At 39.5% G+C, this 15,395-nt stretch carries 10 protein-coding genes; 3 read left to right on the forward strand and 7 right to left on the reverse strand.

Annotated elements, in window-relative coordinates; genetic code table 11:
* From CQA63_RS07330 to CQA63_RS07355, 5 genes are all read right to left on the reverse strand, one after another.
* The coding region (locus CQA63_RS07330; protein ID WP_147288752.1) for a restriction endonuclease subunit S at positions 1-483 on the reverse strand (483 nt) is incomplete at its 3' end.
* Between the two features lie 92 nt (positions 484-575).
* On the reverse strand, positions 576-1,172 hold the full coding sequence (locus tag CQA63_RS07335; protein ID WP_104700738.1) for a hypothetical protein: 597 nt from the start codon (positions 1,170-1,172) through the stop codon (positions 576-578).
* A 2-nt stretch (positions 1,173-1,174) separates the two neighbouring features.
* On the reverse strand, positions 1,175-2,797 hold the full coding sequence (locus CQA63_RS07340; RefSeq protein WP_104700737.1) for an HsdM family class I SAM-dependent methyltransferase: 1,623 nt from the start codon (positions 2,795-2,797) through the stop codon (positions 1,175-1,177).
* Positions 2,794-4,143 (reverse strand): type I restriction enzyme subunit R domain-containing protein, encoded by a 1,350-nt coding sequence (locus CQA63_RS10590; protein ID WP_425323541.1) that lies wholly within the window; start codon positions 4,141-4,143, stop codon positions 2,794-2,796. Before CQA63_RS10590 ends, CQA63_RS07340 begins: the two co-directional genes overlap by 4 nt.
* Positions 4,082-6,103 carry a DEAD/DEAH box helicase family protein gene (locus CQA63_RS07355; RefSeq protein WP_104700735.1) on the reverse strand — a complete coding sequence of 674 codons (2,022 nt, stop codon included), beginning with the start codon at positions 6,101-6,103 and terminating at the stop codon, positions 4,082-4,084. The genes CQA63_RS10590 and CQA63_RS07355 overlap by 62 nt, the downstream gene beginning before the upstream one ends.
* Positions 6,104-6,367: 264 nt before the next feature.
* On the opposite strand from CQA63_RS07355, the gene lepA reads away from it, so the two are divergent.
* Together lepA and rfbA are read left to right on the forward strand one after the other, a co-directional pair.
* Positions 6,368-8,161, forward strand: a complete 1,794-nt coding sequence (lepA, locus tag CQA63_RS07360; protein WP_104700734.1) for a translation elongation factor 4 — start codon at positions 6,368-6,370, stop codon at positions 8,159-8,161.
* A gap of 9 nt (positions 8,162-8,170) precedes the next feature.
* Positions 8,171-9,046 carry a glucose-1-phosphate thymidylyltransferase RfbA gene (gene rfbA / locus CQA63_RS07365; RefSeq protein WP_104700733.1) on the forward strand — a complete coding sequence of 292 codons (876 nt, stop codon included), beginning with the start codon at positions 8,171-8,173 and terminating at the stop codon, positions 9,044-9,046.
* Between the two features lie 124 nt (positions 9,047-9,170).
* Here rfbA and CQA63_RS07370 read toward each other — a convergent pair whose 3' ends face one another.
* Both CQA63_RS07370 and CQA63_RS07375 read right to left on the reverse strand, forming a co-directional pair.
* Complete coding sequence (locus CQA63_RS07370; protein ID WP_115511852.1) at positions 9,171-11,228, reverse strand: Eco57I restriction-modification methylase domain-containing protein; 2,058 nt, start codon at positions 11,226-11,228, stop codon at positions 9,171-9,173.
* Positions 11,228-14,125, reverse strand: a complete 2,898-nt coding sequence (locus tag CQA63_RS07375) for a helicase-related protein (protein ID WP_115511853.1) — start codon at positions 14,123-14,125, stop codon at positions 11,228-11,230. Before CQA63_RS07375 ends, CQA63_RS07370 begins: the two co-directional genes overlap by 1 nt.
* 644 nt (positions 14,126-14,769) lie before the next feature.
* On the opposite strand from CQA63_RS07375, the gene CQA63_RS09885 reads away from it, so the two are divergent.
* Positions 14,770-14,919 carry a hypothetical protein gene (locus CQA63_RS09885; protein WP_158655511.1) on the forward strand — a complete coding sequence of 50 codons (150 nt, stop codon included), beginning with the start codon at positions 14,770-14,772 and terminating at the stop codon, positions 14,917-14,919.
* Positions 14,920-15,395: the final 476 nt, after the last annotated feature.

Genomic DNA, 15,395 nt, shown 5'->3' on the forward strand with positions numbered 1-15,395 from the left:
TAATGCTTTATTTATGCGATTATTTAGCTCTATTTTGCTATCAAGCACACTTAAAATATGAGCTATGTTTTCTTGTGTTTCAAGGGGAGGAAGGGGGATGGAGAAGTTTTGCAAGGTGCTAGGATAAATGTGCGGAACACCAGTAGCTATTTGCAGCGTATATATATAATCTTGCCTGTTTTTCAAAAAATAAAAAACAAATTTAGAATTTAAGGCTTTTGAATTTGGTATTACCGAAAAAGAATCAGACAAAAAAACGGGTTCATTCCAATAACTCACGAATCCAGCATTCTTTCCAGACCCAGCTACAGCAATAGTTTCACCATTTCTGTTGGCTTGATTATGATAGTAAGCAGGGCTTAAACCTCCTGCAATTACAGGAATTTTACCTTCTTGAATCTGCTTGCGCGTAATGGACTGCCCTCGTTTTAATTCGCATACTTCCCAGAGTTTCACCATTTGCCACTGCTGTGATTTTCCCATTAAAACAACTCCTTAATCCATGTAAAATGTTTATAAAATGACAATTAGCCTCCTTGTATGGGTAGCCAAGTTTGTCATTCTGAGCTTGAGAATCAAGCGAAGAATCTCTGTAAGCGACTAGTGATTCCTTTAGAGATTCTTCGTTTCGCTCTAGACATGACAAACTTGGAGAATTTCTGGTGAATCAAACAGAGATTCTTCGGTCGGGCTTGCGCCCTCCCGCTAGACATGACAAAATGGCTGCCTTTGCAAGGTAATTTTATCTTGTGGGTTGGACTTTTTGTCATTCTGAACCCCTGATAAGGGGTGAAGAATCTCTGTGGGCTTTCTGGTAGGTTTGAAAGAGATTCTTCGCTTCGCTCAGAATGACAAAATAACGGACTCGCTGGTGTTTCGGGCAAAGTTTCTTCACAATGCTTGGAATGACAAAGTAATTTCCTTTGCAGGTGTTTATTATGTGTGGGTTTCCCTTGCGGGTAGCTAAGTTTGTCATTCTGAGGGCTTGTAAAGCCCGAAGAATCTCTGTCTGAATCACTAGTCGTGCTTTTTAGTGTTTTTGAAAGAAAGTCTCTAGTAGATAAGAGAGATTCTTCGCTACGCTCAGAATGACAAACTAAGAGAATTTCTAGTAAATTAGACAAAGATTCTTCACCTCCACTTTGTATCCTTATATTTTTATGTTTCCGCATTTTTAGCCCTTAAATTTGAGTTTGGCAAAATTCTCTAAAATCTGCTTTTGCAACTGCTCGCTTTGGGTAAAAAGTGCTTGTAACTCCTGCTCGCTCGCTGAAAGTTCTGCTTCAAATGCTTCTTGGCTAAGCTCTATATGCGTATCTTTAAACTCAAAGTAATATCCTGCTGCAAAGGAATAGCCCTTTACTTTTATATCTTCCAAGCTTACAAGTATGCTAAAATCCTCTTTTACCTCATTATTGATAAAACAAGTAGTGATTAGCTCCTGCTCGTCTTCACTTAAAATCGTGCGTTTCTTATCATCTATTTTTACTTGACTACCTAGTTTGCTTGCATCGCAGAGATAAGCATAATCCCTCTTAGCGCCCTTATCTATGAAAATAACTGATACATTTGTGCCTGTGGTGGCAAAAATATCTTTAGGCATAATCACTGCTCCCATAAGGGCTTTATGGTCTATGAGATATTTTCTAATGTCTTTTGCTATACTTTGAGCGGTTAAAAATCCGGTGGGGACGACTATAGCCGCCTTACCTGTGGGGGAGAGGGAGTTTAGCAAATGCTGAAAAAAGCAAAGATAAATATCCATTGCTTCTTTCTTTTTTGGTGGAATCTTTGGCACTCCGGCAAAAAATCGCTCCTCTTGCTTGGCTAACATATCTCTATACTCGCTAAAATCAAGACCAAAGGGAGGATTGCTTACGATGTAATCAAAGGCTTTGTTGCTATGGTTTGGGTGAGTTAAGGTGTTGCCTTGCGTGATATTATGAATAGAGTGAGAGAGGTTATTTAAGATTAAGTTTAGTCGCAAGAGTTGGCTTGATTTTTGGCTTATGTCTTGGGCGTATATACTGCATTTATCCTGCCCTATCGTGTGGGCTAAGCTCATAAGCAAAGTCCCAGATCCTGCGCTTGGGTCATAGCATGATACGCTTATAGGGCTATCTTTAGCAATCAAAATTTTACTCATTATCTCACTTATGGAGAGGGGCGTGTAGTATTCTGCGTACTTGCCGCCATTGTCTTTATTGTAATCTTTAATTAAGTATTCAAAAATATGTGCAAAAAAGTCATACCCTTGGGAAAAGCTTTGCTCAAAGTCAAAGGTTGTGAGTGAAGAAATGATAGCTTTTGCAAAATGATCTCTTTTGCTTTGGTCTATGATGTAGTGCATTATTGGCTCAAAAAGTTTAATCTTAGCGCCCCCTTCAGTTTGGATAGAAAATATATCGATGTTTCTATTAGCGATATTTTCAAACACACTATCAACGCTTACATAGAAGTTTGTTTCATTTTGCTTGGAGATGAGGCTAGGGATTAGCTCATCTACTTCAAACTTAACATTTGCGCCTATATCATCTAATAGCTCTTCGTAACTTTCTTTTGACATCGTTTCTAGCTTTGAATACACGTGTTTAGAATCTAGGTCTTTTACATTTGGATTTGCTTTTTTGAATGCCTTTTTGAGCTCATAAATGAATTTGTCATTAAGGAATTTATAGAGAAATACTTGCGTGATGATTTTATATTCTCCTGCGTCATTGCCTAGCCCCGCATTAGCGCAAATGCTTTTAAGCCTATCGATAAGTGCTTGGGTTTGATTTTGTAATGTGGTGTTCATGTGAGTGCTCCTTGTTTGTATTGGTTTAAATACTCTTGTGCGATTAGGTGTGATATATGCTTTGTGGTATCTGTGGTATTTGGAGATTGCTTAAAAATAGCCTTTAAATGTTCTTTGCTTAATGCCCTTACTTCAGTTTCAAAATAAGGCTCATTTTCGAGCAGATTGAGATTATTAAGCACCTTGTTATCGACTTTTTCTTTTATGGCAATAAGATTTTCATATAAAGCAGAATGGTTAGAATCTGCTTTGTTTAAATGCTCTTTTGTACGTTTGTGGATTCGCAGAAATTTTGGGTCATTATTGTATTTTGCGCAAGTAAGCTCATTGCTGGCATTATAGGCATTAAGCCGCTCTTGCAGGGCTTTTGTTTGTACAATTAGAGAATCTATAGCATCTTGGCTCATCTCTTGGGTATTATGCTTTTGTAAAATCCTTTGAAACTCTTCGCACAGCTTCACATATTGCACATCTTCTTTATCAAGGCAAGCACCTAAGCCCTCTCGCAAAGTTTTTATATACTCTTTTAAAGGCGTTAGGTATAACTCCCTCTCGCCTATTTTGGTGAAATGAAAGATATATTCCTCTAATGCCACATTTAAAAGCTCAGGCGATATAGATTCTTTACTCAATGCCTCACTTAAAGCAAGGGTTTCTAGTCTATCTTGGATAATAGCAAGGAGGATTTTAGGCTCTAGGGAAGAGAGCTTTACATGGGTTTGTCCCTTTAATGTCATAACATTATGTAACTCTCTTGCTCCTTCTAGGGCTTTCCTCAATGTGTAGAGCTGGTCTTTTTCACATTGTCTTATTTGTTTGGCAAAGCGTTCTTTATTACTTACTTCAAATCCTTCTAAAGCTTGCTCTATTTCTAAAATTTGCTGCCTTATCTCATCTTCGCTCTTAAAAAGCTTATTATAAGATGTAAATTCCTCGCCTAAATCTGCCTCTAGCTCATCTTTAAGCTCATCTAAATAAGCTTTATTAGTCTTGGCAAATTCTTCATCAATATTTGCGAAATCTACCACATAGCCATAGCGCATATCCTCATAAGGACGATTGACGCGCGTTAAGGTCTGCAAGAGATTATGCTCTTTAGTAGTGCGCATAAGATAGAGCTTTTTAAGCCTTGGGGCATCAAAGCCTGTGAGGAGCATTTGATATACAAAGAGCAAATCTATGCTGCCATTTTTGAAAGATTCTATATTTTTTGCATTATCTGGCTCGTCATGGAGAATAAGCGCGCATTTAAGCGGAGAGAAAAAAGAGGGTGAAAAGTTTAGGCTATGCTGTATCTTCTTTTGCTGGTTTTGTAAAATATCCTCTTGTAACGTGCTTTGTGATATGCCCGCTGAATATTCCTGTGAATGTCCCCATAAAGCTGAATCCCCAGCTGTGGGCGTATGAGGCACGGGGGGGGGGGAGATGAGAAGTAGCCTCTTGTAAGTATCGTAGAGAGTGGGTATAAAGGGCTCTTGCTTGCTCGCTACTTGCACACACAACCATAGCGCATATGCTGGAATCAAGCTTTAATCTGCTGGTTTGGAAGTCTAGGGCGATATATTCAAAAAGTGGGGTGATAAAGCTTGTATGCGCATAGATTTGCTTAGCCTTTAATGCACCTTTTTGCACAGATAGGTTTTTTAGCACAATATGAAGCTTTTCTTTATAACTACTTTGAATGTCCTCTTTAATCAGTCTAAGCGTATAGCCATCTTGTATGGATTGATTATAGAAGTATTTATGAATATATGGACCAAAAATATCAGTGGATTTCTTTTTCTTCCCTTTTTCAAGTAGTGGAGTACCACTCAGGGCTAGGAAAATCGCATTTTTATCTGCGTTAAAGAGATAAGTGAAATTAGAGCCACCATCTGCATAACTACGATGTGCTTCATCTATGAAAAACACACGTTGAATCTTAGCTATGTAAGGGTTTGGGATTTCTTTACTATCTTGGCTAAATTTTTGGATATTGACTACAATCATCTCATCTTTACCCTCTGTGTTGCTTTGCATGCAAGAGAGTTCATTAATAAAGCTCTGCTTAGAATCTATAGCTTTAGTGTGTAAGCCCCTTTTAGCAAACTCTCTGCAAGCTTGCTCCAATAAATCTAGCCTATCTACGATAAAGTAAAATCGCGTAGGGATAGCCTCTTTAGTATAAAAGTCTTTAATCATTCTTAGGGCATAAAAGCTTAAAGCCGTCTTGCCAGAGCCTTGCGTATGCCAGATAATACCTCTTTTATATGAGATTTCACATTCATTTTTAAAGCCCTCTAGCATCTCTTTTTGCCTAGCCTTTTGCTCAACATCTATCCATGTTTGCAGTTTGGAACGTATTTTAAGTGTTGCAAAAAACTGCGGATAGCGCATAATATGCCTCTGCAATTTGTTTGCTATATACCCCTCTGGGCTCTTTGTGTTATTTTCTACAAATGCTATGCCATAAGCTAAAAGAAACATAAAACGTTCTTTGCTAAAAAGTGAGATAAGCAAGCTATTTGTAGGTGTGCTCCCTGCAAGGTTGCTTTCAAACTCTTTGGTGTTATATATCGCTTGGCTATTTGTGTCTTTAAGGATACGCTCTAGGGATTCTCTAGCGGGTTTAGGGAAAGTCTGTATTTTCCCCTTATATGTTTCATCTTCTTCTCTAAAATGATTAAGTTTGAGGCTATAGCTTGTGGTATAGAATGCCCCACTTAGAGGCACTATCTCGCTTTCATCATAAGGGAGGTTATTAGAGCATATAATGATTTGAGTAAGGTTAAAGTATGCTTTGTAATGTTTATTTTCAAATCGCAATTTTAGCCTGGAGAGTTCTGCTTGCACGCCTCTTTTGTTATCAGGCTTCTTTACTTCTATAAAGCTAAGGGGTAATCCATTGACAAAAAGCGTAATATCCGGGCGAAAGCCCCCATTATTTACATCTCTGCCATAGCTTAACTCGGTTGTTACTTCAAAAATATTATTTTCTATTATTTGCCAATCAATGAGTTTTAGGGCATGCAAGCCCTCTATTTTATGGTTACTTAGCCCAAAAATAAGTGCTTGGAAAAATGCTAAACCCTTATCATCATATGAGAGTATAAGCGATATATGCTCTATAAGCTTATGAATATGGCTTACCTCTAGCTCGGGGTTAAGCCTTAAAAGCGCAGCTTCAAAGCTAGGGAGGTAGATATTGGTTTGTGGGTGTATATTTTTATGATCTTTACTTCCTATATACCCATAGCCCAAAGTGCTGAGTGTAAGCAAGCTTGGAATCTTAACACGCGAATCTTCATTAAAAGGGCTTATCCCCATTTGTTTTGTCCTTAGAGCTTCATTTTAAACGTTGTGATATGAAATAGGCTAATCTTAGCATAGAATCTTAAAGGCATTTATATTATTGGCATTATGGCTTTAGGCGTGGTTGTTTTATTATTGCACCTATTTTGTGCCCATTGTTGTTTCCATTGTTGTTTCCATTGTTGTTTCCATTGTTGTTTCTGGCGTTTTTTGAGTGTTGTTTCAAATGTTGTTGAATGTATCACTATATAATGCAGGCATTTAGAGTTAAGGCAAGGTATGCAGGAATATATTCGTAATTTTTCTATTATCGCTCATATTGATCATGGCAAATCTACTCTTGCAGATAGATTAATACAAGAATGCGGGGCGGTTAGCGATCGCGAGATGAAAGCGCAAATTATGGACACTATGGATATTGAAAAAGAGCGGGGCATTACGATTAAAGCCCAATCCGTGCGTTTAAGCTACCCATATAAGGGCAAGACTTATACGCTTAATCTCATCGATACGCCCGGGCATGTGGATTTTAGCTATGAGGTTTCACGCTCGCTTAGCTCGTGTGAGGGGGCATTGCTCGTGGTTGATGCAAGTCAAGGTGTGGAGGCACAAACCATTGCTAATGTGTATATCGCTATGGAGAATAATCTTGAAATTATCCCCGTAATTAATAAAATTGATTTACCCGCAGCAGACCCTATAGCAGTGTGTGAAGATATAGAATCCACCATAGGCTTAAGCTGCGAGCACGTCCTCAAAGTGAGTGCTAAAAGCGGAGTGGGGATAAAAGAGCTTATAGCATTTATCATAGAGCATATCCCCCCGCCAAAGGGCAAGGTAAATGCCAGCACAAAGGCGTTAATTTATGATTCTTGGTTTGATAATTATTTAGGGGCATTGGCTTTGGTGCGCTTAATTGATGGGGAGCTACGCGTAGGGCAGGAAGTGCTGATGATGAGCAGCGGCAAAAGATATGAGGTACTTAGCCTCTATTATCCTCACCCCGTGCAGAAAGTCCCTACTCAAAGCATAGCTTGCGGGGAGATTGGCATTATTTCACTAGGGTTAAAAACCCTTACAGATATGGCAGTGGGAGATACTATTACTGATTCAAAATCCCCCACAAGCGAGCCTGTAGCGGGCTTTAGACCAGCTAAGCCCTTTGTTTTTGCAGGAATTTACCCCATTGAAACAGACCGATTCGAAGAGTTAAGAGAAGCCCTACATAAACTCAAACTTAATGATTCTGCCCTTAGCTTTGAGCCTGAAACAAGTGTAGCCTTAGGCTTTGGCTTCCGCGTGGGGTTTTTGGGGCTATTACATATGGAGGTAGTCAAAGAGCGCTTAGAGAGGGAGTTTAGGCTATCACTCATTGCCACTGCGCCAACGGTGGTATATGAAGTGTATTTAAATGATGGTTCAAAAGTATTAGTGCAAAACCCTAGCGAGCTCCCCCCAACTCAAAAGATAGAATCTATCTGCGAGCCTTATGTGAGGGCGAGTATCATTACGCCGAGTGAATATGTGGGTAATATCATCACTTTACTTTCTGCTAAAAGAGGCGTGCAAGAGAAAATGGACTACCTCACACAATCGCGCGTCTTGCTTGTGTATGCAATCCCTAGTAATGAAATTGTCATGGACTTTTATGACAAGCTTAAATCCTGTACAAAGGGTTATGCGAGCTTTGATTATGAGCCTATTGGCTATAGGGCGGGAGATTTGGTGCGGCTTGATATACGCGTAGCAGGAGAGATTGTCGATGCGCTTTCAATCATCGTAGATAGGCAGAAAAGCTATGAAAAAGGCAGGGCATTAGTAGAAGCGATGAAAGAGATAGTGCCTAGACAGCTTTTTGAAGTGGCGATTCAAGCGAGTGTAGGGAGTAAGATTATCGCTAGAGAGACGATTAAATCTATGGGGAAGAATGTTACTGCAAAGTGCTATGGTGGGGATATTACGCGCAAAAGGAAATTACTAGAGAAGCAAAAAGAGGGTAAAAAACGAATGAAAGCCATAGGCAGGGTAGAACTCCCTCAAGAGGCGTTTCTTGCTGTGCTAAAAATCGACTAAAGGGGGAATATGAAAGGCGTAATTTTAGCAGGTGGCAGCGGTAGTAGGCTGTATCCGAGCACATTTGCACTCTCTAAGCAGCTTTTGCCTATTTATGATAAGCCTATGGTGTATTATCCGCTATCAGTTCTCATGCTTGCTCAAATCAATGAGGTGCTTATTATCTCCACACCAAAGGATTTGCCGCGATTTAAGGAGCTTTTTGGCGATGGGGGGGCTTTAGGTATGCACTTTGAGTATGCCATGCAAGATTTGCCCTTAGGGCTAGCGCAAGGACTGACTTTAGCAGAATCTTTTCTTGGCGGTGAAGATGTGGCTTTGATTTTGGGGGATAATATCTTTTATGGACAGGGGCTTACCCCTATGCTTTTAAACGCAAAGTGTGCCGCTAAAGAGGGCAAGGCAAGTATTTTTACTTATCGTGTGAAAGACCCGCAGAGATTTGGAGTAGCAGAAATTAGCAAGGCAGGCGAGGTTTTAAGCCTAGAGGAAAAGCCCATTAATCCTAAAAGCCATTTTGCTATTACGGGGCTGTATTTTTATGATAACTTCGCCATTGAAGTGGCTAAGGCTTTAAAGCCAAGCCCAAGAGGCGAGCTAGAGATTACCGATGTGAATATCGCGTATTTAAAGGCAAGGCGTTTAAGGTCTGAAATTTTAGGGAGGGGCTTTGCGTGGTTTGATACAGGCACGCATGATAGCCTGCTAGAGGCGGGTGAGTTTGTGCGTACCATTGAGTTGCGGCAGGGCTATAAAATCGCTTGCTTAGAAGAAATTGCCTACAATAATGGCTGGATAGACAAAGAGCAGATTCTAAAAAGGGCGAAACTTTTTGAAAAAAGTGGGTATGGGCGGTATTTGGAGGATTTAATAAAGGGGGAATAATAAACCCTCTTTTTCTCTAGGGATAGATTAAATCGCAAGTTTTTATCATATCTTACACGCAAAGGGAGTGTTTGTCACCTCTTGCAGCAAGATAAGTCTATTCCCTACAAGGACACAAAGTTTGTCATGTCTTAGGCTTTACAAAAGCCGAAGAATTCACGTGGGCGACTAGTAATTCCTTTAGAGATTCTTCGCCTAAAGGCTCAGAATGACAAACTTGGCTACCCACAAGGGAAATTATTTTGGCATCACGAACCCCTGCAAGGGGTGAAGAATCTCTGCAAGAATCACTAGTCGTGCTTTTTGGTGTTTTTAAAAGAGTTTCTTCGCAATGCTTGGAATGACAAAGTAACTGCCTTTCTAGTAATTCCCTTTTTTCTTTTTCTACAAGGGGGAGGGGCTTGAATGTGCAAAGTTTTATAAAATAATGGGGGGGCAAGAGCTTCGCTCGTGCAGGCAAGCTCCAACCCCATAATAATATTCTTGCCCCCTTATATATCCCCCCCGCCATACTTTGTATGTCGTTCGAAGATATACTTCTCACCCCCGACGACGCTTTAAGAGGTGGCACTTCGTGCGATTTAATTTTATCGCAGTGAGAGCGTGTCTCACTGCTGAAAGACGTTTGGGACTTGTTGTCATTCTGAACCCCTGCAAGGGGTGAAGAATTGCTGTTTGGATTTTTAGTAAATGCTGTTAGTTTGTCATTCTGAGGGAGTGAAACGACCGAAGAATCTCTGTGGGTGACTAGTGACTCGTTTAGAGATTCTTCGCCTCCTAATGGAGGCTCAGAATGACAAACTTTGCTAGCACTTGGGGTTTGAGATGGAGATTTTTCACTTGCTTCATTCTCTAAGACAGCACAATTCGCCTTAAGCCTTAATATCTCATCCACTAAGGCAATAATTGTATCTACGATGTGTTGATTAGATGCTGTGATTTTGGGGAAGCTAAAAGCGTTCATATATGTTGGCATAAGCCTTATAGCACCTCTTAGGCTTACAGCTTGATTTTTGATAAAAAACCAAAATACTTGAGTGTTAAGAATGCCTAAAACAAGTTTTTCTAGCCCCTGATATTGATTTTTTAAAATTACATTATGAATACCTGCATTATGAAATAACCCAATATTATCAAAGCCAAATCTAGGCTGATAAAGCAAATCTGGAATCATAATTTTATTATTTTTATAAGTGTGAGCATTGCGCAATGCAGAGAATTTATAAAAATTATCTTTAGTTATTTTTAGTTTTCTTTGCATTAAAAGCGTTTGCATTTGCTCTAAATATGCAAAGGCAAGGGGATATTCTTTAGATAAGATTTCTTTTTTAATAACCACATTTTCTTCATCATAAGGATATAGAAGATATTTCTTAACTTCCACACAAGAAAGCCTTTCAATATCTTCCCCATAGCAAAATGGCATGAGAATTTTCTTTTCTAACACAAATTTACCAAATTTATTTTGCACTTCCATAGTGTCTTTGAGGGATTTAATGAGGTCAAATACAAACACATCATCATTTCCACTCGAAGAGCCTTTAGCAATGTGTGCGATATGTTCAAAACTCAAAGGTAAGCTTTGAAGTTTGAGAAAAATATCTGTGCTTTTATCTTGTGTTTCAAACCTAAATTGATTTACATTCAAGTGAGATTGCGGAATTGGGGCGAAATGAGTTTTTAAGGCTTTATGCCCTTTGTAGTATTTAATAATGGGTGCTTTATCTCCACAAAAGTTTGTAGCTGTGATAATCCCCACCTCCACATCTGCACTTTCAAAAACCTTGCTTTCCTCAAAATCAACATAACACTTTATGTAAGAATTTTGTAGCAAAAATGCGCGCAAAGGTTTGCCATATGATGCCTTTATCCATTTATTTGAAGTGATAAGGCTAAATACCCCCTTTTGAGCTAAAATCCTAAGGGCTAGCTCAAAAAAATACACATAAATATCCGCTCCACCGCTAGAAACCTGATAATGTTCTTTAAGCCTTTTTTTGTCGTGTTGTGCGATGTTTTGCTGCCTAATATAGGGCGGATTCCCTAGTACTATATCCCAGCCCTCTTCATCGTCTATTTTGCTATCTATTTGGCTGTATTCCTCTGCGTGTGGGGCTTGTATGGCTTCTTGGGCGTTTGTGTGTAGATTTGTATTTGGCATGGTGGGAGTTTGGCTATTCATCACTCAGCTCCCATTATACTTCTATGCGCACTTCCACTATCTGCAATTTTTGTGCTTTGTCCGCTTAAGGTGCGCATAGATTCAAAATCGGGGTTAATAAAAAGCCATGCGATAAGCTTAAAATGGCGATTTTTCACTTCAAAAAGCCCTCCATCGCTTTTTTTGGCTTGGGCAAGATGGGAGGCGTGGGTTTGGATTTGGTGATTAAGCTTGGAGGTGAGTTTGGCAAAAATCGCTTTTAAAAGTTCTAGGTTTGTAAAATTATTTGTTAAATCTTCTAGCGGGCTAAAAAGGCTAGACTCTTTATCTTCAATATCTTTAAGATAGCTTAAACTCTCTAAAATACTAGCTCCCCTATCATTCACACTTGACTTTAGCTCCCCCGTGCTTAGGTCAAAAAGCGTGCAGTAATATTCTTTAGATTCCAGCTCTTGCATATAAGCTAGGAGGTGATGCTGTGGTGCAGTTTTAGCATAAGCTATGGAGAAAATGCCATTATTTAGCGGTGTTTGGGGGAGTTTCAGGCTATGGGCTAGCCCTCCTAGCACAGATTCTAAAGTAAGGAAATAATTTAGCCTTGTTTCTTCTAACGCTATATTCTGAGTTTTTAACGCTTCGTAGGCTTTTTTGCGCTTTTCTTCAAAGGCTTTACGTTCCTTTTCTAGCTTTATGCTGTGTGGGTCCATAATTGCAGTAGCACTCTGGGCGGCTAGGATTTTAAATTTAAGCTTTGATTCAAGCTGGATATATGAATCTATACTTATATCGGGGAAAAAGTGCGTGATGTGATTACTTGTATGCAACGAGCCAATACGCCATATCCGCCCTATGCGCTGGATACTCCGCACTGGGTTAAATGAAATATCCCAATTGATTAGGTGCTTGCAATCTTGTAAATTCGCGCCCTCACTTAGGCAATCACTACTTATTAAAATATCTATCTCATTTTCATTATCTTTTAGTTCGTATTTGAGTGAGCGCGGGGAGAAGCGGTTTTTATACGAGATAAAATCTTTGCTATTTAACTCTCCATTGATAGATTCTATGTTTAGCTTGGGATAATCCCTTCGCAAGGCATTTTTAATCGCCTCTGTGGTTGGAATAGATTCAGAAAAGATAAGGCATTTTTGAGATTTGATATGAGGGATAGCATCAATAATTTCTCTTAGTTTTTGATATTTTTGGGAAGTTTGGAAGTCTTTTTGTGAATTATAGCCCTTAAGCTTTGCCTCAATGCGGCTTAAAAGCGCTAAATCAAGCTCTACGCGCTCTTTAAATTTCTTATCCAACGTATGCAAATAGCCTTCTGCCTTGAGTTTAGCTAAGCGAGTGGGGAGGAGATTTCCCTCATCTCCATCTGATTCCCCTTCTTCTTCATTTAATATTTCTAAATCTTCGAGTGACTCATTGTTTAAAGCGTTGTTTAAGTGATTTGAATCTTGGGCATTGGGATTGGCTTTGTTCTTTTCTAAAAGGGCGGCTTCTTTAAGGTAGGTGCGGTGATAGGCGATGATTTTAGCAATAGTGGGTAAAAACGCATCGAGTGAGCTCTCCAGCGCTTTGGTGAGATTCATACAAATAAAGCCACGTGGCGTGGTGTAGTCTCCTAGATTGGCTAACTGCTTGCTAAAAAGCCTATCTGCAATACCTTCAGGCAGAAATTTTGAAGGATCATATATGGCAAAGGAGATGTAGTTTTGCGGGTCTTGCTCATTTAAGCCAAGATATGAACTTAGCTCTTTAAAACTAAAGTCAATGTGTTTAGGGATACTTGATAGCTCATAAGTTTTGAGATGTTGCTTTGGCATATTTTTATTAAGCACTTTTAGGTAGCTCATTATCTGCTCACTAGAGCGAGAGAAGATTAAATGCGTGAGCTCAAAATAATCTTTTTCAAGCTCGATTGGTGGGAGCTCCTCATAATCTCCTCTATATGCACTCTCAAGGGCTTTCTGGGCTTTTTGGCAAATATCTTGGGGGTAGATTCTATAAGTGGCGATGGGGTCGTAGAAAGATTCGCCCTTAAGGCAGAGCTGGTTAGCTAAATCAAGGAAGTTATTATTTATAGGAGTTGCAGAGAGTAGCAGGAGGTGGGCATTGGCATTGAGATTGGCTCTTAGCTTTTGGTAGTTATTGGGTTTTTGCTGCCTTGTATGGGGCAAGCCATTGCGGAAGTTATGACTTTCATCGATAATAATTAGAGTGGAAATCTTGAGGCGACTTCTTTCAAATTCATTAGGGTTTTGTGCTTGATGATAGCTAAAGACCAGCACTTTGCCGTGTAATTCCTTGATAAAATCAGCATGTGGTGTGTGCTCATTAGGCGAAAAATAGCTTTCCCATTGTGCGACAAGGTTCTTAGGGGCGATAATAGTAATGAGTGCATACGTACTTGCCACACCTATCGCACTTAGGGTTTTCCCCGCACCTACAGGGTCTGCTAAAAGCGCGATAGTGTAACGTTTAAGACGCGCTAAAAGCTCTTGGCTCGCTAAGGCTTGAAATTCATAAAGCCCAAAGGCTTCAACTGCGGCTTGCAGGGCTTGAGATTCTGTACGTGTGGGGGGCTCGGCTTGGGGGAGAGGGGAGATAATTTTACTAAAAATATCTTTAGGAGAGTGGTAGAAAAAGCTCGTATGAAGCGTATTTAGCACATCATCTTTACACGATGTGCTTTCTTTGTAAATAGATTTAAAATACTCTAGGGCTTGCCCTGTATCATGCTTGCTATCACAAAGGAGGTTTAACTCTTTATTACTTTTATCACCATAAATGCCTAACCCGCTCGCAGTGAAGTTAGAGCTCCCAATAATCGCATGTATGCCATTGGCATTTTGCACAAGGTAGAGCTTGGAATGCAAGAGGATATTTTCTTTGGCAAGCTTTAATATCTCCACATGAGGGCTTGAAATAAAATCATAGGCGATTTTGGCATGCGTAATGCTATCTATCTGGTGGGTAAAATCTTTAATAGATATGTCAAATGGGTCGTTGTGGAGGTCAAAGTGAAGTGTTGGGGTGGTGTTTTCACTTGGTTCGCTCCTGCCGATGATTAAAGTGAAGGCGCTTAAATAGGGAGCTAGTATCTGAAACTCTGCAAATGCCTTTGCATTGAAAAAGCCGCTAATGATAAAGAGGGAGGCTTTAGGGTGTGGGTCTTGGGAGGGTGAATTGGGTTGAATGGATTGGATAAGTGATGTAAGGGCTGCAAAAAGGGTGTTGTGGTTTTGATTAGTGATAAGCCCTATTTTTTTATGATAATGCGGGCTTGGAATATGGCTGGAATTCCCTAAATTAGGTTCTTTATCCCCCCCCCCCGTTAAAAATATTTCCTTTGTGTTTTGTGTTTATTTTCATGGTGTTTTGATACCCTGCTTCATATTTTGCTTCGCACTTTTTATGGCTGTATTTTACCTCTCACTTTAGCTTGCAAGGCTCGCATTATACTTTTGATTTTTAAATATGGGGCTTATTTACGCCTCTTATGGGTAGCCAAGTTTGCCATAACAAACCCTTGAAAAGAAAAAAAGGGGGTGAAGAATTGTTTTCAAAAACACCAAAAGGCACGACTAGTGATTCCTTTAGAGATTCTTCACCCCTTGCAGGGGTTCAGAATGACAAACTTAGCTACCCGCAAGGGAAATTAGTTTGTCATTCTGAGCGAAGCGAAGAATCTCTGCTGGTTTTCTAGTAGGTTTGAAAGAGATTCTTCGGGTCGCTTTGCTCCCCTCAGAATGACAAGAGGGTTGGGATTGTCTAGTGGCTTTGTGAAGAGATTCTTCGCCCTCCAAAGAGGGCTCTAGACATGACAATAAGCGGCAAAGTCGCTTGTGTTTCATTGAGGGAGTTTGCTTGCGTTTGTGCCGATGTAAGCAATGGAGGTTTAGAGATTCTTTACTTTTTATAATGTGTAAGGAGGTGCTTAATTGCCTTGTGTTGCTTGCTTTATGGAGATAAGATTTTACTCGAAGTAGCATTTATGCCCGATAATAATCTAAATTGATGTAAGAACAATAAGGATTAAGTATTATTTAATGAAAAATATGCAAAAATAATATACATTCTCATATTTGGGAATGGTTTTTTGTTTTTAAATCTTTATATACAACTTATCCTATATGTGTTTTGAATTTTTCTAAATGGGGTTGTTATTTAGAAATTTTCTCA

The organism is Helicobacter marmotae, assembly GCF_003364255.1.
Classification (GTDB): domain Bacteria; phylum Campylobacterota; class Campylobacteria; order Campylobacterales; family Helicobacteraceae; genus Helicobacter_C; species Helicobacter_C marmotae.